The sequence below is a fragment of the Sedimentibacter sp. genome (assembly GCF_038562225.1).
Lineage (GTDB): Bacteria > Bacillota > Clostridia > Tissierellales > Sedimentibacteraceae > Sedimentibacter.
This window is the reverse complement of the sequence record NZ_JBCFAS010000003.1, coordinates 372,868-392,200: the sequence shown is the minus strand read 5'-3', so window position 1 is coordinate 392,200 and position 19,333 is coordinate 372,868. Positions and strand designations below refer to the sequence as shown.

The following is a 19,333-nucleotide window of genomic DNA, read 5'->3' as shown; positions in this document are numbered from 1 at the left end:
CATAAATTCCGATTCTTGGCAAATGAATAGACAGACTGATCAAATTAGTCTGTCTTCCGAGTCGGGCTATAATCTATTTTACATGCACCTGGGGAATGTACCATCGATTTTGTTTTTCCTGCAGTTTCAAATACACAAGATTCCAAAGGGGCACAAGATAAATGTAAATCATGTAAGGCATGCTTGCCGCATTGGTTCCAAGTATGGTCATGGGTGCAAGCAGTGCTATGTTCCAGGGTATCATGGGTGATACCATTATTGCCGTATTTTCAAGGTCAATTGCTTCGCAGGAACGATCGAGACCGTTTTTTTCGTAAGATCTGCTGTTAAGCATTTTTGTCATCATAACAGCAAATGTCTGGCTGCAGCCCACTGCTGCAGTGAAGAAACTGAGCATAAGCTCATATTTGAAAACCTTGTACCTGGTGTCAGCCCCTGATGTGACTTTTTCCACACCGCAAAGAAGATTTGCTCCCTCCAATATTCCTGCAAAGGAAGATGCAAGATATACCACAAGTGCGGTCTTCATCATGGGCAATATTCCGCCGCCTTTTATTATGCCGTAAAGGACGTTGGCATCATCCAAAGTGAATCCGAAAATCATGTATTTAAAGCTTGACTGCAGAGTCTCTTTCTGAATGAAAATGCTTATTGCCAATGCTGCTGCTATGCTTGCACCCATTAAAGTCTTAACATTTATCCTCATGAGCGAAAACCCTATGATGATGGCTGCAGGCACAAGCACAACCAGGTTCAAATCAAACTCATCAGCAATCATGCTGCTTATGGAACCTGTTTCGCTTCCTAAGGGATTGCCCCGTGATACCAGAAGGTAGAACGCTGATGAAATTATCAGAGGAACCACACTGGTTCTGAACATGTTGCTAACATTGTCGTAGAGATCGGTATCCGTAATGGATGCTATGAAACTGGCTCCTGAGGAAACAGGAGAGCACCTGTCCCCGAAGTATGCTCCGGCGATGATTGCTCCTGCAGCTGCGTATAGATCCACGCCGCCGCTTCTGGCCATAACCATGAGCGCTGCTCCCACCACGCCGGTGGTACCTACCGCTGTACCTATTAAAAGTGATACGGCACAGCTGATTAAAAACGCTGACAATATGAACAGATTGGGTCTTATCATCTCTATTCCGTAGTACACGATGGCCGGGACTGTGCCTGCCGACATCCACAATGGAATCAGCGCACCTATTAGGACGAACACCTTCACCACAATAAATGATTTTCTGCCGCCCCTGTAAGCCATCCTAATTATATCATCAACTCTGTGACCCCTTCTGGCTGCTGCGGCAGAAAACAGTATTATTGCCAACCCCAGCGGGTATCCCAGATATATTCCCTTGAATACACTTGTTACCAAAAGTATAAAAGTTGCAACAAGCGCTGCTGCAATGTCCATTGAAATCCTCCGTAAAATTTTTATTATCAGTTTCATTGTAGCAGAAAATAATATATAATAAAAATATCTAAAATCTATTATATATATAATTTATTTAATATAAATGGAGGACAAATGGACAACAGACAACTTTCTTACTTTCTTGCCATTGTGGAGGAAGGCGGCATAACCAAGGCTGCGGAGAAGCTTCACCTGGCTCAGCCCTACCTTAGCCAGATGTTAAAGAATCTTGAGGATGAGCTGGGGGTTACGCTCATAGACAGGACCACGAGAAAATTCAAAATAACCGAGGCAGGACAGCTGTTAAGCTACCGCGCACGGCAGATTCTGGATTTGTCGGAAGCCACACAAAAGGAAATGAAGGATTTCAATGAAGGACTCAAGGGTGTTCTTTCCATGGGTTGTTTGTCGACTGCCATAGAAACCGTTCTTACAGATAAAATCTATGATTTTCACAGGATGTATCCGGGAATAGACTTTGAAATACGGCAGCAGACCACCGATGAAATACTGGAGCTGTTAAGAAGAGGCATCGTCGAAATAGGAGTCATCAGGGCTCCCTTCAACTCGGAATATTATGAATCCATACCGCTGCCCATGGGGACCATGGTGGCTGTATCAAGCAATGAAATGAATTTAAGGGGCATGGACGGCAAGCTGTCTTTAAAGGAACTGTCCGACAAGCCCCTGATGGTGCACCGCAGGTTTGAAAAGGACATTGTAGAAACTTTCCGAAAAAACGGTCTGAAACCGCGTATACTTTGCAGGATAGAAGACACCAGACCTCTGCTTCTTCTTGCCCAGAAAGGCATGGGGGCAGCCATTGTTCCAAGGGACTGGACAAAGCTTATACCTGATTCGAATCTCATAAGCCATGAAATTCCCGAGCTTAGCATAAATACGGGAATAGTGACTGTATGGCTCAAAAACCATTACCTTTCACTGGCAGCAAGGCATTTTCTGGAGCTTTTCAGATAGCACCTTTATATTTTCCCTTGAGGTTTTCAAGAAGGCTGTTTTTTCCTTCTTTGAAAAACACGTAAAGCCGGTGCTGGGCCCTTGTCATGGCAACGTACAGAAGCTTCAGGTCCAGCTCCTCCTCATCATATTCATCTTCGATGTTAATGATTATTACCGCGTCAAACTCAAGGCCTTTTGAAAGATAGGACGGAAGAATGACAATAGGGTTGTCGTATTCTTCTTCCTTTCCTTCAAGGAGCCTTACGTCAAGCTGCTTGTTTTTCTTGAGCTCCCTGTGCACTATTTGGCACTCCTTTGGTGTCTTTCCTATGAGAGCAATGGATTTGTAGCCTTCGGACATTAGCTCAACAACCTTCTTCCCGGCTTGACTTATGAGTTCCCTGCCGGATTTGAACTCTGAAATTTCAGGTAACTCCCCGTGTCTTACCACAGGCTTTGCAAGTATCAGTTCCTCATTTGGTATGAGACGGATGACTTCGTTGGCCAGATCCATTATTTCAATTGTTGTTCTGTAGCTTTGTTCCAATGTGAGATACTGACTGCTTTCAGCGTCAAACACCTTGCTCATGACTGTCTTCCAGTCCCTGATGCTTCTGTAGGAATGAATTCCCTGAGACAAATCTCCCAGTATGGTGAAAAAATCGGTATTGAATATTTTCCTGAGCGCATAAAACTGAAAGAGGCTGAAATCTTGCGCTTCATCTATAACTACATACTTTATGTCAGCTTTGCCGTCGAAACCTTCTATGCGGTGCTTAAGGTATAGAATAGGTGCCAGATCTTCCACCTCCACACATCCGCTGTCAAGGATTTGTTTTGAGTAGCTAGCAGCAAATGACGCAAGTTCTTCGTCAAGTTTTCCTGCTCCGTACTTTGTAAGATTTCCTGCAACTGTTGCAGCTTCCCTGTAATATTCGAAAATATCCCTTTTGGCAAACCTGTTCATGTAAGCTTTGACTGCCGTCTTGATATTTTTCTTTACTCTCTCAAGAGCAGCGTCACGAATGTTCAAAAGGTCCACAATGACCAGCCTTCTTTCTTCACCATCAGACTCGTTTCGCCTGATGATTTCAATTTTCCTGTCATAGAAAAGCTTTGCTTCGTCGTATATGGAGTCTTTTTCCTTGTTAAGCCTGAATCTGAGATGTTTTTCAATCTGTTCAAACCTCTTGTACAGGGGCAGGTGGCTGTAATCCCTCAACAGAGCCTGCTTTATCTCCTTCACTGACATAAGAGTTCTTCCTTCAACCTTGAAGTCTTCCTGGGGTATATAACTTATTTCAATGTCCTTCACAAACCGTGCCATGATGTTCTTGAACGTTAAAGAACCCTTAAAGGCTGAAGTTTTTACGGCAAGGCTTCTGAAATTTGCTTCATCTTCACCTTCTTTGCCTATGAGAGACAGAAGCTTAATATCGGAGTTCGTCAGACTGTACCTGCCTCCTAAAAGTTCAAATGCGTAATCCGTAAATGTGGTCTGCTTTACCTTGTCTGCACCCAGTTCCGGCAAGACGTCGGATATGTAATTCAAAAACAGCCTGTTGGGAGCTATTATCATGAATTGTTCCGGATAAAAGGACCTTTCATAGGTGTATATAAGATATGCTATCCTGTGAAGGGCTATGGTGGTTTTTCCGCTGCCTGCAACTCCCTGAACAATCAGCGGCTTGTTTATGGCAGCTCTGATGATGGCATTTTGCTCAGCCTGGATGGTAGACACAATGTCCTTTAGACGGTTGTCCTTGTTTTCTCCCAGGGACGCCTGCAGAAATGTGTCAGTTGCTGTTATGTCCACATCCATTATGTTTATGAGTCGGCGTCTTTCAATTTCATACTGCCTTTTTAAAAGAAGCTCTCCGGTCATGTCTTCACCAAGGTCATTGACGTAGGTCACATGTCCCAGCCTACCGTCATAGTAGACGCTGGCCAGAGGAGAACGCCAGTCCAGTATCATGGGAATGTCCCAGTCCGGACGCAGAAGCGATAATTTTCCTATGTAAAACTTCTCGACGGCCGTTCTTCCTTCCTCACGAAAGTCAATGCGTGCAAAATAAGGCTTCTCTATTGCCTTGTTAAGCCTTTCAAAATTCAGCTCAAGCTGGTCAAGAAGCCTTGTGTTGAGCATTATGGATACGTAGCTCTGGCTGCTGTCCGTAGGATCCAGGTTTGCGTATGCTTCCTTTATTTCTTCTTTGTAAAAGTCCTTGTTTTTTTCGGATGCACCGATTATCTTTTCTATGTATTCAACGGTTTCGTCAAGCCTTTTTTCTTCCGACCTGTAGTCGCTGTGATCTTCAAGCGCCATGTTTCCTCCCGATGGTTTTTTATAGCCGCTCAACAATATTAACTCAAAGGCTGGCATAGGTCAAGGAGGAATAATGTCTATTCAAAGCAGTTTTTTGTCCTGCTGAATGCTTCTTTTGCTTCTCTGGTCGTGCTGGTTATTATGTCCCTGCAGCTTTCTATTGACTTAATTACTGTCAGGCTCTGGCCCGCATGGACATACCCCCATTCAATGTCTCCGAAATCCGGAGCCTTTCGGGCTGTTCCCATAAACAGTTCATTCAGTTCATCCTCGGCTGCATGTCTTGATACCATTTCAAAGTATTTGTCTGTCATTTTGTTTTTAAGACCTCTGACAACATGAGCAGTTCCGTATCCGGTGACGATGGTGTCAGTATCCACTGCATTTACTATTGCATTTTTAGCATTGATGTGCGCCCTGCACTCTCTGGATGCATAAAATCTGGTTCCCATCTGTATGCCTGCTGCACCCATTACGACAGCTGCAGCAAAACCTCTTCCGTCCGATATTCCTCCGGCAGCTATAACCGGAATGTTTACCTCCGGAATAACCTGTGTCAGAAGAGCCATGGTTGTAAGTGTTCCTATGTGCCCGCCTGATTCCATTCCTTCAGCTACGATTGCATCCGCCCCTTTTTCACAGACACTTTTAGCCTGTTTCACATTGGATACAACGGGTATGACCTTTATTCCAGCGCTTTTCAATTTTTCAAAATATAAAACGGGATTACCGGCACCCATCGTAACAAACGATACCTTTTCACTGCAGATAATATCCACAATTTCATCTTTGTTCCTGTCCATAAGCATTACATTCATCCCAAAGGGCTTATTGGTCAGAGTCCTGGCTTTGCGGATTTCTTCGAAAACCCACGAGGCGCTCCTGCCTCCCGTGCCGATTATGCCGGCACCGCCTGCTTCCGAAACGGCAGCAGCAAGCTCTGATTCCGAAACCCAAGCCATGGCTCCTTGGATTATGGGATACTCTATTTTTAACAATTCCGTCAGTTTTGTTTTCAATCATGCCTCCGCTTATTTCATATTTCATGGTCATATTTCATCGAACTGAATTCTCCGCCTTAAGCCTGATTAAATTGTAAAAAACTGAGATAAATTACTCTTATCCCAGTTCTTTTGTTATTTCCTGCTTAAGATGCTCCTTGCCAGATTTATCAGTTCCTCGCTCACGTCATTGACAATGAATATATTTTCTATTTCATTTATGTCTTTTTTAAGCTCCGGTTTAACAATATTGTTCAGTGTATCCTCATTGGACATGCATCCGCTGCAGGCCCCTCTGAACCTGATATATATATCTTTGCCTTTCACATCTGCCAGTTCAATCCAACCTTGATGCTCAAGAAGCTTAGGGTTTATTTTTTCATCTATTATATTTAAAATTTTTTCTTCCATATCCTCACGCTCCTTAAATCATTTCGTAAACAATCGCTGCACCCATACCGCCGCCTATGCACATGCTCACAAGTCCCAAAGATTTTTGCCTTCTGCTAAGCTCACTGAATATCTTGCAGGTTAAAAATGCGCCGCTCCCGCCCAATGGGTGGCCAAGGGCGATGGCTCCTCCGTTTACGTTTATGATTTCTTCAGGCAGATCAAGAGCTTCAATGCATGCAACGGCTTGCGAAGCAAAAGCCTCATTCAGTTCAATCAGGTCCAGGTCCTTTACAGCCAAGCCTGTTTGTTTCAGCACCTTTGGTATTGCATACATTGGACCTACACCCATTATGTCAGGAGCTACCCCTACCGCCGCGAAGCCTTTGATTCTTGCAATAGGTCGAAGTCCGTATTCCAAGGCTTTTTCCTTCGTCATCAGCATTACAAAACCTGCTCCGTCGCTTGTCTGGGAAGAGTTGCCGGCTGTAACCGTTCCGTCTTTTTTGAACACCGGCCTTAACTTTGCCAATGCTTCCCACGTCTGCCCGTATCGTATACCTTCATCCTTGTTGAATATGAATGTCTCCTGTCCAAAACCGTCTTCCATGGCTCTCACAGCTTGGATATCAACGATCTGATCATCGAAATATCCTTTTTTCTGAGCCTCTTCCGCCAGGATGTGGCTTCTAAGCGCCAGCTTATCCTGTTTTTCCCTGCTTATGCTGTATTGTGATGCCACTCTTTCAGCCGTTATACCCATTGATAAATAGTGGCCGGGATTGGACCACATTAAGTCAGGATGAGGGAAGTTCATGTTTCCCCCGCCTGGAATCGTGCTCATGCTTTCAACTCCGCCTGCTATTGCCACATCTATGTTTCCAGCCAATATGGCGTTGTGGGCCGTTGCTATGGTTTGAACCCCCGATGAGCAGAACCTGTTGACTGTCTGAGCAGGCACCTCATCAGGAAATCCTGCCAGCCCTGAAGCTGTCCTTCCGATATTCAATCCCTGTTCTGCTTCCGGGAATGCATTGCCCATTACGATGTCCTCAATGTCACCGTAGCCAACCTGAGGAGTCCTGGCCATCAGACCCTTCAGCGTCTGAGCCGCCAGATCTTCCGGCCGCGTGCTTTTTAGGGAACCTTTCGGTGCCTTGCCCACAGCAGAGCGCGCATAACTGACAATAACCACTTCTCTCATATTGCTACCTCGTTTCTTTTGGACTTCCAAGTTTCAGCAAAGCATTCTGCTTCCAGTCTCAGGAACTGCTTTTCATCAATGATGGTTTTTTTTGGAACATCTCCTCCGCATATGACGGATACCACCTTCAGGGCTACATCGTATGTTTCGTCCGATATGAACAACCCTTCATGACTGTTTACAGCTATGATTTCCAGTGCAGCCCTACCTGTGGTTCCCAGCACCTCAGCAGTTTTAAAATCTATGGGCTCAAACCCCTCCGCAAACATATTCAGTGATTTTTGTTTTCCCTTTTGAACAGCATCATCGTTTTCTTTGACAAATACAGTGTTGGCTGGCAGAAGGCCCTTGGCTTTTGCATCATAGGCATTTTCTGCTTTTACCGGAAAACATACCTTGTTCAGCAAAGATTTTAAAAACGGCACCATGTCAAGACCCGGAACGTTATCTCCCTTTGCATATGTTTCCAGTGCCTGTGCAGTCAGTCCGCCTCCCATGGGGCTTAGTCCCTGGCTGCAATCATATCCGAACTTCAAGCCGGTTGGATCAGCCAAAACCGCATGGCTGTTTAAAGCTATTTCATAACCGATGCCAAGAGACATGCCCTTCAAAATCGTGACAACAGGCTTACTGTAATGCCTTATTGTTGATGTGAGACTCTGGAAGGCCCTTGCACAATCGTATGGTTCCTCATCATTTTCCATGTGTGTCCGGCAGCATAAATTTTCGCCGCTTCCCAATATCACCAGACCGTTGTAATTAGTTTCTATTTCCTTTAAAGCTTTTGCTGCCCAATCTGCAGTCTTGGAACCTATGCTGCCATCGCCTCTGAATACCAGTGCGGCAATTCTGTCTCCCATGTCCAATACTGCAGCATCTGCGGTTTCCGTCACAACAGACTCTTTAGCAGATAATTTATCGCTGATCATAGTATTCTCCTTATAATGTTATTTCTTTTTCGTGTCCATTATTTCTGCAAGGCCGCCCCATTTTTCATTGAATATTCCTGCCGGCATCAATTTTATATCATTCATGATGGGCTTGAATTTCATCTGGTTCAATACATCCTTTTCAAGGTCAACTCCAGGTGCAATTTCTGTAAGTTCCAATCCTTCCTTCGTAAGCTTGAACACAGCCCTTTCAGTTACATACAAAACTTCCTTGCCTGATTCTGCTGCAATATGCCCATTAAAGGAAATCTGTTCTATGTCGTTTTTAAATTTAATGATATTTCCTTCTTTGGTGATTTTCAGCTGGCCATTTCCAAGTTCAGCTTCAAGGCCGCCGCAGAATATTGTTGTAAAAACTATCTTCTTCGAACCGCCGGCAACATTCATGAAACCGCCGACACCTATTCCGTCGCCGTTCAGCATGCTGGAGTTGACATTTCCCTTGAAATCTATCTGCAGCGCACCAAGACATCCAAAATCAAGTCCGCCGCCGTCATAGAAATCAAACTCATCCGCCATTTCCAATGTTGCATCTGCATTCCAGCAGCATCCGAAATCATGTTTGTTTGCAGGCATTCCGCCGATACCGCCGGCCTCTGTTGTAAGAGTGAATAAATCCAGCACTCCTTCTTCTGTGGCAACGGATGATACTGCCTCAGGTATTCCCACCCCAAGGTTTACAACATCACCGGGCGTAAGTTCCATGGCTGCTCTTCTTGCTATTACCTTCCTGGGGCTCAAAGCTTCAAGGGGCAGGCTGTCCAGGGGAACCCTTATTTCACCGCTGAAAACAGGATTATACATCGTCTGTGCAGTCTGCCAGTGATATTCCTGTTTGGCCACATATATGTAATCAACCATGATTCCGGGAACCTTGCACTCTTTGGGAGGAATTGTTCCCGACTGAACAATTTTTTCAACCTGGCATATGACTATGCCTCCGCAGGCCTTTGCAGCTTGCGCCAGCGCCAGCTGACCCAGCTGATATCCTTCTTTTTTTATGGAGATGTTTCCTTTTTCATCTGCATATGTACCCCTGATTATGGCCACATCTATTTTAGGCAATTTGTACAGCAGCCACTCCTCACCATGAATGTTTATGAGTTCGACTACCTGTTCTGAATCCTTGGCTCTCTGATTCATGGCACCGCCGCCCTGTCTGGGGTCCATCATGGTTTCAAGTCCTACCTTAGTAATGACGCCGGGTTTTTTTGCTGCGATATATCGTGGCATTGTAGCCATTACGCCTTGAGGCAAATTGAATATTTCAGCCTTGTTTTCCCCAGCCAGCTTTTCTACGGCCGGGCCGCAGCCTTTCAGATGTCCACCGATTCCTCTCTTTATAAGGCCTTCGTAGGCCATGTGAGCCAGCCCTCTGTCTTTCCTGTTGCCTACTCCGGATTGCCAGTAAACAGTCAGGTCTCTTGGATGTCCTGTTTCAAGAAAGCTTAATTCAATTTCAATGACAGATTCCTCTGCAAATCCTCCCAGGGTTATACCCGGGTAGAACAGCGTGTCTCCATCCTTAATAAAATTGCATATTTCACTGGAATTAATGATTTTTTTCATCTCTGCATTCCTCTCTGATTATCTTTTATTATTGAATTTCGGAATCCTTTTTTCAACGAAAGCTTTCATGCCTTCCTTCTGATCCTCTGTGGCAAAGCATAGTGAAAACAATGATTTCTCATATTGCTTACCGGTCTTGATATCGTTTTCAACAGCGTAATTGATAGCTGATTTTGCATACTGCAGGGATGCTGCGGGTTTTTCAGACAGTTTCCCGGCAAGCAGCAGCGCTTCTTTCAGCACATCCTCATCGGGAACACACTTTGTTGCCAAACCTATGTCATAGGCTTCCTTACCCCTTACCACGGACCCTGTCAAGACTACTTCCTTGGCCTTGACCGGACCCACCAGCTTAGTCAAACGTTGGGTTCCGCCTGCGCCCGGTATTACTCCCAGACCGACTTCCGGCAGTCCGAACATGGCTTTTTCTCCCACAATTCTAAAGTCACAGGCCAAGGCAATCTCGCAGCCTCCGCCCAAGGCAGGTCCGTTTACGGCTGCTATTACAGGTATGGGAAGGGATTCCAGCATATCATTTATAAAGTGGGCTTTTTGTGCTGTTCTTTCTGCAGCAAACTGATCTGCATCCATCATTTCCTTAATATCCGCACCGGCAGCAAAAAACTTGGACCCTCCGGTAATAATCAGAACTCTTGCTGAAGTATCTTCCCTGATGATTTCCAGCGCATCCAGCAAATCGTTGTTCAATGCGCTGCATAAGGCATTCATTGCCTGCGGCCTGTTTAATACTATGGTAGCAATTTTTTCTTCAATTGTCAGTATAATGTTTTGAAATTCTTTAACCATGATCTCACATCCATCCATCAGTACTTGTAAAAACCTTCGCCGCTCTTCATTCCTGTCTTTCCTGCTCGAATCATCTGCCTTAGAATCGGCTGCGGAGCATAACCCATGTCATTGAACTCTTCCTTGAAATATTCTGATATGGTCACGCTCAGGTCTATACCGCCGAAATCCAGCATTTGAAAAGGACCCATTGGGTAATTCAAACCAAGCTTTACAGCAGTGTCTATGTCTTCAACCGAGGCAACCCCTTCAGCCAGCAGCCTTGCAGCTTCATTCATATATGGGATCAGCAGCCTGTTGACGATGAATCCCGGGGAATCTTTTTTTACTTCTACGGGTGTCTTTCCCAGCGACAATGCAAATTCCAGAGCTTTTTCTATGGTTTCCTCGGAGCTTTTCATGCCGTAGACAACCTCTACCAGCTTCATAACCGGAACCGGATTGAAGAAATGAATTCCGCAGAACCTTTCCGGACGACCTGAATCTTTTGCAATTTCAGTGATTGACATGGAAGAGGTGTTTGATGCAAAAATTGTATCCGCTTTGCATATTGCGTTCAGTTCTCTGAAGACGCTTTTTTTCAGTTCCATGTCCTCCAAAACAGCTTCTATTACCATATCAACATTTTCTAAATCCTTGAGATTGTCTGTCTTCGTGATTCTGCTCAATATCTCGTCTTTTTGGTCATGAGTCATCTTGCCTTTTTCAATGGACTTCAAAAAATATTTATTCATTCTTTCTACGGAAGCATCAACGTATTCTTGTTTAATATCCCTTAGTACGACCTTATATCCCGCAGCAGCTGCAGTCTGTGCTATGCCGGTACCCATTGTGCCTGCACCCAGAACTCCTATAACCCTTATTTCCATATTGCCCTCCTAAAATCTTGAGCGATATATGGTATATCGCTCAAGACAATTTAATTATTTATCATATTTTTTGAATTTTTCCAGTATCTTTCTCGGAGTTACATACTTCCTGTCGTAAATAGGAATGTCTTTTTCGATACCTGCCAGGTACTTGGCTATGCCCTTCAGTTCTTCCAGGTCGTATCTTGACATCATGGCAACTTCCTCCATCTGCGGAGATCCGCCTCCATGAAGACCTGCAACGATCATGGCTCCTCCAAATTCAGAAATCATCTGGTCTTCTATCATTCTAAAGCATCTGTGGATGTTCTCGGAAGAGATTTTTGGATTTCTCTTTACATATTTATGTAGCAGCTCTCCTACTCCTTCAGAGTAAAATTCCTTTTCAAGAGGCAATGTGGCTATCAGTCCGCCTGCCAGGTCTGCAAGAATTTTATTTTCGTTGTAGATTTCCTCTCCGGCAAGTTTTCTTCCTGCATTTGTCAGTATTTCATCAGGAATGAATGTTCCAGAAGGAGATTTTTCAGCCTTCACTGCGCTGGCGATTCCTGCTGCATAAACCAATTCAGCAAGTCCGATGATGTGGGCAAGCTTGCCTTTAACGTGAGGCTGCTTTTCAATACCGTTATATTCTGCAACAAGTGCTGCCTGGCTTGCAATTACTTCCGATGTAGCCGGTTTGCATCCAGTGTAGGAGTGTCTGTGGAAATGAGCAAACATGAGGGCCAGGAAACCTGCATAAGGAGTTTGTCTCGGGTCTGCGTTTCCGTTCATGAATACTCTGTCATTTGGTATGAATACATCATCGAATATTGTCAATGACTCCATGTCTCCCACATGAGCTATAGGAGCATCGATATATTCTCTGTGGTGTCTTACTCCTGGAAGAGCTGCAATCTTAACTCCTTCCCAGTCTGCAGGGATGGCGAAGGACACTGCATAGTCCTTGTCGTCCGGACCCATGAAACGGGTTGGTGTAACTATTATTTCATCAACATACGGTGCAGCGGAGTTACAGGATTTAGCGCCTCTTACTATGATACCGTCAGGTCTTGTCTCAACTATTCTCAGGTACATATCCGGATCTTCCTGTTCTGAAGGTCTCTTCATTCTGTCACCTTTTACGTCTGTCTGAGCACAGTTTGCAACTATGTCGTTTTCCTGAACATAAGCCAGGAATTTAAGGAATCTTTTATTGTAGTCAGTTCCCAAAGCATCATCCATTTCGTAGGTTACTACCGACAATGCATTTATGGCATCGCTGCCCATGCACCTTTGAATGCAGCCTCCAACTCTGTGGGACAAAAGCTTGGTCATTTTTTGTTTGTTGAACAGGTCTTCTCTTGTTTGGTGAACGTGTGTGAACCTGTTTATGGTTTCACCCGTTAAATGGGATGTAGCTGTGCAGAATTCTTTGTATCTGTCGTCATGGGCACAGTCAAAAGTCTGTCTCATTACATAAATACCGCCTGCTAACCTTGGATCTGATCTGTCTACTATTTCTCCCCCTACATAAATGTTCGGTTTCATTTTAAGTAACCTGTTATAGTATTGTTCATATGTTCCTACTGGCATTATTCTTTTCCTCCTAAAATTTTTTTGTTTGCCTTAGTAGTAGCAATTAATATGCCAATACCTGAAAAAACAGAGCAACATTTTGTACGAAAACTTATACCTGTTGATTTTTCATATGTTTTTATTGTATAGCGCCAGTTTATGAATAATATTTCCATGACACTGGTGCCGTAACATAGTTGTGTTGTATATAAAATATACACAAATTCGTTCCGGTTAAAAAAAATAATGTATATGTTGTATACATTATTTTTCGTAGGTGTCCTTGTCCAAATCATACTTGGACAGTTTTTCATAAAATGCTCTTCTGGATATCTTCAATTCATTTATTGCTTTGGATTTGTTGTTTTTATTTCTTCTTAAGGATTCCTCAATCAGATTTTTTTCAAGCATCTCTATATTAGCCTTTAAATCATAGCACTTTTCTGATTCTTCGTCCAATACGCTGTAAGGCCTGAGGTTTTGCGGCAAATCCTTTACGTTGATTGTATTTCCGCTTTTTACTATGTTTGCATGCTCCAGAACATTTTGCAGCTCTCTAATATTTCCGGGCCAATCATATTTTTGCAGCAGCATTATTACATCAGAAGACAGTGAAACCTTTTCACTGCTGTTTTTATTGATCTTACTAAGAATAAACCTTGAAAGTAAAATAACATCATCCTTTCGCTCCCTGAGCGGCGGTATGTTTAACGGGACCACATTCAGTCTGTAGTATAGGTCGCTTCTGAATGTTCCTTCCTGAATCATGCTTTCCAGGTCTCTGTTTGTTGCGGCTATTATTCTCACATCCAGGGGAATTGTCTTTGTTCCGCCTATGCGTTCTATTTCCTTTTCCTGAATTACCCTTAGTATTTTTGCCTGCATGTGAAAAGACATATCCCCTATTTCATCCAGGAAGATTGTCCCTCCCTGAGCCAGTTCAAACTTGCCGAGTTTTCCTCCTTTTTTTGCTCCGGTAAATGCTCCGTCTTCATATCCGAACAGTTCGCTTTCAAGGAGATTTTCGGGAATTGAGGCGCAGTTTACCTTTATCAGCGGCATCTTGCTTCTTTTACTTTCCTTTTGTATGGCTCTTGCCATAACCTCTTTTCCCACGCCGCTTTCGCCTCTTATGAGCACCGTGCTGTCAGTCTTGGCTACCTTGGAGGCCAGAAACAATACCTCTTTTGTTTTTTCGTTGGAGCATACATACTCATCAAAGGATGGAGATAGTTTCCTTTGTTCATACTTTGACTGAAAGTACTTTGTTATTTCCTTGGTCCTGTTTAATTCCTCAGTCAGCTTGTTTATTTGTGTAACATCATTAAAAATAGATACCGCTCCTACTGTTTTGCCTTCCTTGTACAGCGGAAATGAAAAACCCATGGCATCTATTTTTACGGTCCTCAGATGATCAACATTGTTATGGATTGCCTTTCCGCTTTCCAAAACCTTTATGGCCGTAGCCTCAGGCTCTATGTCCCTGAGTTTCCTGCCGATTGCTTTCTCTGCAGGAATTCCCAGTATTTCAATATAAGCCTTATTTACATAAACGATGGTGGTATTTGCGTCGTTTATCATTACAGCATCTGAAATATTGTCAAGTATACCAAACAGGAATTCGTTATCCCACTCCTGAATATATTCAGTAGTAATACAGTTAAATTTCTTTCTGCTCATTTTTATTCCTTTCGCATACAACCCAGCTGTGTATTTTGTATATATAGTATACACATTATATCATTTTCAGCTTGTTGTCAATACGTTTTCATGAAATTGAACAATTGCTTGTGATGGCACACTTCTTGCACTATACTATTAATAATAAATCTTTTGAAAGAGAGGTTTGAAATGCATATCAATAATCAAAAAAAAATTGCCTGCATAGGCTCGGGCACGATCGGATCAAGCTGGGCGCTTTATTTTGCAACAAAGGGACACCTGGTATCCGTACAGGATATCTCTGATGAGCAGCTGAAGAAATCCAGAAACACCATCTCAGACGGCTTGGATTTTCTGTCCCAAAGAGGCTTATTGCAATCAAGTGCCGGTGAAATACTCAGCAATATCACATTTACAACAAGCATCCGGGAGGCTGTGGAGGACTCGTTTCTGGTACAGGAATCAGGTCCGGAAACTTATGAGATCAAGAAGAAAATCCTGAAGGAAATTGATGAACATGCCCCAAAAGAAGCCATATATGCAAGCAGCACTTCTGGTCTTCTTATTACGGGAATCGCAGAAGATTCTGAATTTCCTCAGCGCTGCATAGGAGCTCACCCGTACAATCCGCCTCATTTGATTCCCCTTGTGGAAATTACAAAAGGTGAAAAAACAGACCCGGAAATAGCAAAAATGGCATACCTGTTTTACAAGGAACTGGGAAAAGAGCCGGTTATGCTGGAAAAAGAGTCTTTGGGATTCATCGGGAACAGGTTGTCTTTTGCACTTTACAGGGAACTGATCTCCCTGGTCCTAAACGGTGTTTGTACCGTTGAGGACATCGATAAGGTTGTTACATACGGAATAGGAATCAGGTGGGCAATTTTAGGACCTGTGATGCTTTATGACCTGGGAGGGGGCGACGCAGGAATCAAGGGAATGGCAAAGCTTGATTTCACCCTCAATCAGGTTTTTAAGGACCTGTCATCCATGGACAAGATGCCTGAGGACTGGTACGGCACAGCAACAGAAGGGTTGATCGCAGAAAGGGAAAACTTCCCGAAGCGCATCGGAAACACAAAGGAAGAAATAGCTGATTTCAGAAACGAAATGCTTATAGAGCTCCTGAAACTGCATAATAAAATATAAAGGAGAATCTCAATGGATAAAGTAATAATTACAGTAGCCACAACCGGAGCCTGGGGCACAAAGGAGAACACACCGTACATACCTTTAACGCCGGAGGAAATAGCGGATGAAGTATATGCATGCGCTAAAGCCGGAGCTTCCATAGCCCATATCCACGCCAGGGACAAAGATGGCAAGGAATCAGTTTCTCCCATTATCTTTGCTGAAATAGTTGAAAGAATAAAGCAGAAAAACTGCAACGTCATACTCAACCTAAGCACAGCCGCTCCGCCACCGGATGATGCCAGACTGGTTCCCATAAGCATTCTAAAACCTGAAATGGCTTCTTATGACTGCGGCAGCATCAATTGGATGCACCACCATGTTTTTTTAAACGAACCTGCATTTTTGGAAAAACTTGGAATATGCATGCAGGAGAACAACATAAAGCCTGAAATTGAAATATTTGATGCCGGCATGATGTATGAATCCATTTACTACCTGAAAAAAGGGATCCTGAAAAGTCCTCCTCATTATCAGTTTGTGCTGGGAGCACCCGGCGGAATGGATGCAACCGTAAAAAATCTCTTGTTCCTTTATGAAATGCTTCCCCCTAATTCCACCTGGAGCGCCTTTGGAATAGGCAAAAACCATCTGCCTATAATGTATGCGGCACTGGCTTTGGGTGCAACAGGCATCCGTGTCGGAATGGAAGACAACATATATTATTCCAAAGGCTTATTGGCAAAATCCAATGCCGAATTTGTAAATCGCGCCGTAAGAATAATTCACGAGCTGGGAAAAGAGGTTGCAGCCCCCGATGAGGCAAGAGAAATCCTTGGCATTTAAATAAAACCGGACAAAAAAATGTTGGAATGCTTTCCAACATTTTTTTAATTAAATTCATTAGTTGCATGTGGTTCCCATGTCTGCTGCAATGTAAGCTCCCGTTACTATGCTTGAAGCATCTGAAGCAAGAAATACAACAACCCCGGCAATTTCGCCTATTTCTCCGAGACGTTTCAGGGCGGTCCTCCCTACTATTTGATCATAAACTTTTGGTATGGATAGCGGTTTGGAATTTATTCCGGTAGGTACATAACCCGGACAAATAGTATTGCATGTGATGCCGTACTTGCCAAGCTCCATTGCTTCGGTCTTTGACAGGCTTACGACTGCAGCCTTTGAGGAGCAGTAGGCAGCTATGTTCTTTGTTCCCACCAAGCCTCCGGCTGAAGCGATATTGATTATTCTTCCGCCCTGGCCTTGCTCTATCATTTGCTTTGCAGCTGCAGCACCTCCGAAAAATGTTCCCTTTACATTTGTGTCATATACTTCATCCCATTCTTCTTCAGTCATTTCAATTACTTTCTTTGTGATACCCATTCCTGCGTTGTTTACTATTATGTCAAGCCTGCCGAACTTTTCAACAGCCTGCTTTACCAGATTTTCAACTTCCGCTCTTACCTTCACGTCACATTTTACGGCTATGGCCTTCTTTCCCATGTCCTCGATTTCCTTGACAACTTCTTCACACTTGTCCAGATGTCTGCTTGACACCACCACACTTGCTCCAAAATGGGCCAAAGCCAAAGCCATTCCTCTTCCCAGCCCTGTGGAGCTTCCTGTTACAATTGCCACCTTGCCCGTCAAATCAAAATTAGGCATTTTTACCTGATCTTCACTCATCTCGTTCCTCCTGAATCAATATTTGATATTTAATAAGTTTAATATGTTCTGCTATTACTTTTGCAATTTTTATACCAACTTAAAATACGGCAGCTTTCGGCAATATTTTTGAAAGAATTTAGACATAAGGCAGATTATTTTCCATAAACTCAATCTTTAAAAAACAGAGTAGTCTAAAAAGTATACAAGTAACTAACGAGCCGAATTAATCTTTGTATATTTTTAATACAACTCGGCACATACATTTTAATAATTTATCTTTACTTGCCTGGTTTTATTTTTGTATAATTTAAAATGACTGCACTTTGCACGATGCTCTTTTATTTAATGAAGGTTAATTGACTTGGCATACTTATTGCTTAAATCAATATGAAATAAAAAAGCTGGTTGGTAACATAGAGTCACATGAAAGGAGTATGTGAAAAGAAAACGCTTTTTTATAGGTGAATAAGTAAACCAAAAAAATTATAGGAGGATTCACTTATGTTAGGAGTAATTGGAGTATTGTTTTCACTGGTATTGATTATGGTTATAGTGTATAAGGGAGTCGGAGTAATACCTGCATCCGTCTTATGCGCATTGATTGTAATTGTAACTACCGGCGGCGAAATATGGGACATGTTGGGAAATGCATTCATTCCCGGCACCACAGGCTTCGTCGGCAGTTATTTCTTCCTGTTAACTACGGGAGCGCTTCTTGGTCAGGCAATGGGTGACAGCGGCACCGCCAAGTCAATAGGTCAATTTCTTGTATCAAAACTGGGTGTACAGAACGTAATGTTGATTACAACAATAACAACTGCAATATTAAGCTACGGCGGCGTAAGTTTGTTTGTACAGACATTTACAGTAATTCCGCTGGTACTCGGAATATATAAAGAAGCAGACATACCGAAGAGATTCATGGTCGGATCTTTCGTTCTAGGAAACGGTACGTTTGCCATGACGGCATTGCCCGGCCTGCCGTCACTGCCGAACCTCATTCCAACAAATTATCTTGGTACCACACCAACAGCTGCACCGATAATGGGTATAATATGTTCTGTATTTATGTTTGTGGCAGGCCAGTGGTTCTTAAACAGAGAACTTAAAAAATCCCGTGCCAAAGGTGAAGTTTTCGAAATCAACCATGCCACAGACGATAAATTCCTCAACATATCCACAAAAGGCGATTTGCCGTCAACAGCGGTTGCTTTCTTCCCCATTTTGGTTGTAGTGGTTTTAATTATTGCCTTTTCCGGAAAATTCCAGAACAAAAACTTCGGTGTTAGTATTTTTCTCGTGACAGGAGCCATTTTGACATACCTGCTGAACTGGAACCGCATGGACAACAAGCTTACGACAATGAACGAAGGAATAAAAAGCGCCATTATACCTCTACTGAACACAGCTGCCCTGGTGGGATACGGAACTGTGGTTTCAAAATCCTCAGCTTTCCAATCCTTTGTTGATTTTGCACTGGGACTGGACCTGAGTCCTTACATATCAGCAGCAGTGGCTACCAATATCGTTGCAGGTATCACTGGTTCTGCAGCCGGCGGTCTGGAAATCTTCATGAAGGCCTTATCGCAGCAATATCTGGCATTGGGAATAAACCCTGCTGCGTTCCACAGAGTATCTGCCATCGCATGCGGCGGCCTGGACTCCTTGCCGCACAATGGGGCAGTTAACACCATGTTCATGCTGATGGGAACAAATCATAAACAAAGTTACTTTTACGTGTTCGTAATAATGTGCATCATACCGATTGTAACAACAGCACTTGCCATTGCCCTGGCCTACATGGGAATTGTGTAACAGT

General features: G+C 43.4%; 16 protein-coding genes. 4 read left to right on the top strand and 12 right to left on the bottom strand.

Going from position 1 to position 19,333, the window contains the following annotated elements; translation table 11 throughout:
* Positions 1-73: 73 nt before the first annotated feature.
* Positions 74-1,456: a Na+/H+ antiporter NhaC family protein gene (locus tag AAGU76_RS13655; protein ID WP_342486064.1), complete on the bottom strand. Its 1,383-nt coding sequence runs from the start codon at positions 1,454-1,456 to the stop codon at positions 74-76.
* A 78-nt stretch (positions 1,457-1,534) separates the two neighbouring features.
* Here AAGU76_RS13655 and AAGU76_RS13650 point away from each other — a divergent pair, with 78 nt between their 5' ends.
* On the top strand, positions 1,535-2,398 hold the full coding sequence (locus AAGU76_RS13650) for a LysR family transcriptional regulator (protein WP_342486063.1): 864 nt from the start codon (positions 1,535-1,537) through the stop codon (positions 2,396-2,398).
* On the opposite strand, the gene helD is transcribed toward AAGU76_RS13650, so the two are convergent.
* From helD to AAGU76_RS13600, 10 genes are all read right to left on the bottom strand, one after another.
* Complete coding sequence (gene helD / locus AAGU76_RS13645; protein WP_342486062.1) at positions 2,391-4,706, bottom strand: RNA polymerase recycling motor HelD; 2,316 nt, start codon at positions 4,704-4,706, stop codon at positions 2,391-2,393. The genes AAGU76_RS13650 and helD overlap by 8 nt on opposite strands.
* Positions 4,707-4,783: 77 nt before the next feature.
* The gene (locus tag AAGU76_RS13640; RefSeq protein WP_342486061.1) at positions 4,784-5,725 is read right to left on the bottom strand and encodes a nitronate monooxygenase; all 942 of its coding nucleotides are present in this window, start codon (positions 5,723-5,725) and stop codon (positions 4,784-4,786) included.
* 117 nt (positions 5,726-5,842) lie between these two features.
* On the bottom strand, positions 5,843-6,118 hold the full coding sequence (locus AAGU76_RS13635; protein WP_342486060.1) for a NifU family protein: 276 nt from the start codon (positions 6,116-6,118) through the stop codon (positions 5,843-5,845).
* Positions 6,119-6,131: 13 nt separating this feature from the next.
* Complete coding sequence (locus AAGU76_RS13630) at positions 6,132-7,301, bottom strand: thiolase family protein (protein ID WP_342486059.1); 1,170 nt, start codon at positions 7,299-7,301, stop codon at positions 6,132-6,134.
* Positions 7,298-8,230 (bottom strand): hypothetical protein, encoded by a 933-nt coding sequence (locus AAGU76_RS13625; RefSeq protein WP_342486058.1) that lies wholly within the window; start codon positions 8,228-8,230, stop codon positions 7,298-7,300. Before AAGU76_RS13625 ends, AAGU76_RS13630 begins: the two co-directional genes overlap by 4 nt.
* 18 nt (positions 8,231-8,248) lie before the next feature.
* Positions 8,249-9,820 carry a CoA-transferase gene (locus AAGU76_RS13620; protein WP_342486057.1) on the bottom strand — a complete coding sequence of 524 codons (1,572 nt, stop codon included), beginning with the start codon at positions 9,818-9,820 and terminating at the stop codon, positions 8,249-8,251.
* An 18-nt stretch (positions 9,821-9,838) separates the two neighbouring features.
* Entirely contained in the window at positions 9,839-10,627 is a 789-nt protein-coding gene (locus tag AAGU76_RS13615; protein ID WP_342486056.1) for an enoyl-CoA hydratase-related protein, read from the bottom strand.
* Between the two features lie 17 nt (positions 10,628-10,644).
* Positions 10,645-11,496 carry a 3-hydroxyacyl-CoA dehydrogenase family protein gene (locus AAGU76_RS13610; protein WP_342486055.1) on the bottom strand — a complete coding sequence of 284 codons (852 nt, stop codon included), beginning with the start codon at positions 11,494-11,496 and terminating at the stop codon, positions 10,645-10,647.
* Positions 11,497-11,550: 54 nt separating this feature from the next.
* A complete protein-coding gene (locus tag AAGU76_RS13605; RefSeq protein WP_342486054.1) occupies positions 11,551-13,071 on the bottom strand; it encodes a 4-hydroxyphenylacetate 3-hydroxylase N-terminal domain-containing protein in 1,521 nt (506 codons plus the stop codon).
* Positions 13,072-13,317: 246 nt separating this feature from the next.
* Positions 13,318-14,733 (bottom strand): sigma 54-interacting transcriptional regulator, encoded by a 1,416-nt coding sequence (locus AAGU76_RS13600; protein ID WP_342486053.1) that lies wholly within the window; start codon positions 14,731-14,733, stop codon positions 13,318-13,320.
* Between the two features lie 171 nt (positions 14,734-14,904).
* Between AAGU76_RS13600 and AAGU76_RS13595 the strand changes: the two genes are divergently transcribed.
* Together AAGU76_RS13595 and AAGU76_RS13590 are read left to right on the top strand one after the other, a co-directional pair.
* Entirely contained in the window at positions 14,905-15,864 is a 960-nt protein-coding gene (locus AAGU76_RS13595; RefSeq protein ID WP_342486052.1) for a 3-hydroxyacyl-CoA dehydrogenase family protein, read from the top strand.
* Between the two features lie 12 nt (positions 15,865-15,876).
* Positions 15,877-16,692 carry a 3-keto-5-aminohexanoate cleavage protein gene (locus tag AAGU76_RS13590; RefSeq protein WP_342486051.1) on the top strand — a complete coding sequence of 272 codons (816 nt, stop codon included), beginning with the start codon at positions 15,877-15,879 and terminating at the stop codon, positions 16,690-16,692.
* Between the two features lie 57 nt (positions 16,693-16,749).
* On the opposite strand, the gene AAGU76_RS13585 is transcribed toward AAGU76_RS13590, so the two are convergent.
* Complete coding sequence (locus AAGU76_RS13585) at positions 16,750-17,532, bottom strand: glucose 1-dehydrogenase (RefSeq protein ID WP_342486050.1); 783 nt, start codon at positions 17,530-17,532, stop codon at positions 16,750-16,752.
* 483 nt (positions 17,533-18,015) lie between these two features.
* On the opposite strand from AAGU76_RS13585, the gene AAGU76_RS13580 reads away from it, so the two are divergent.
* Complete coding sequence (locus AAGU76_RS13580) at positions 18,016-19,329, top strand: GntP family permease (RefSeq protein WP_342486049.1); 1,314 nt, start codon at positions 18,016-18,018, stop codon at positions 19,327-19,329.
* Positions 19,330-19,333: the final 4 nt, after the last annotated feature.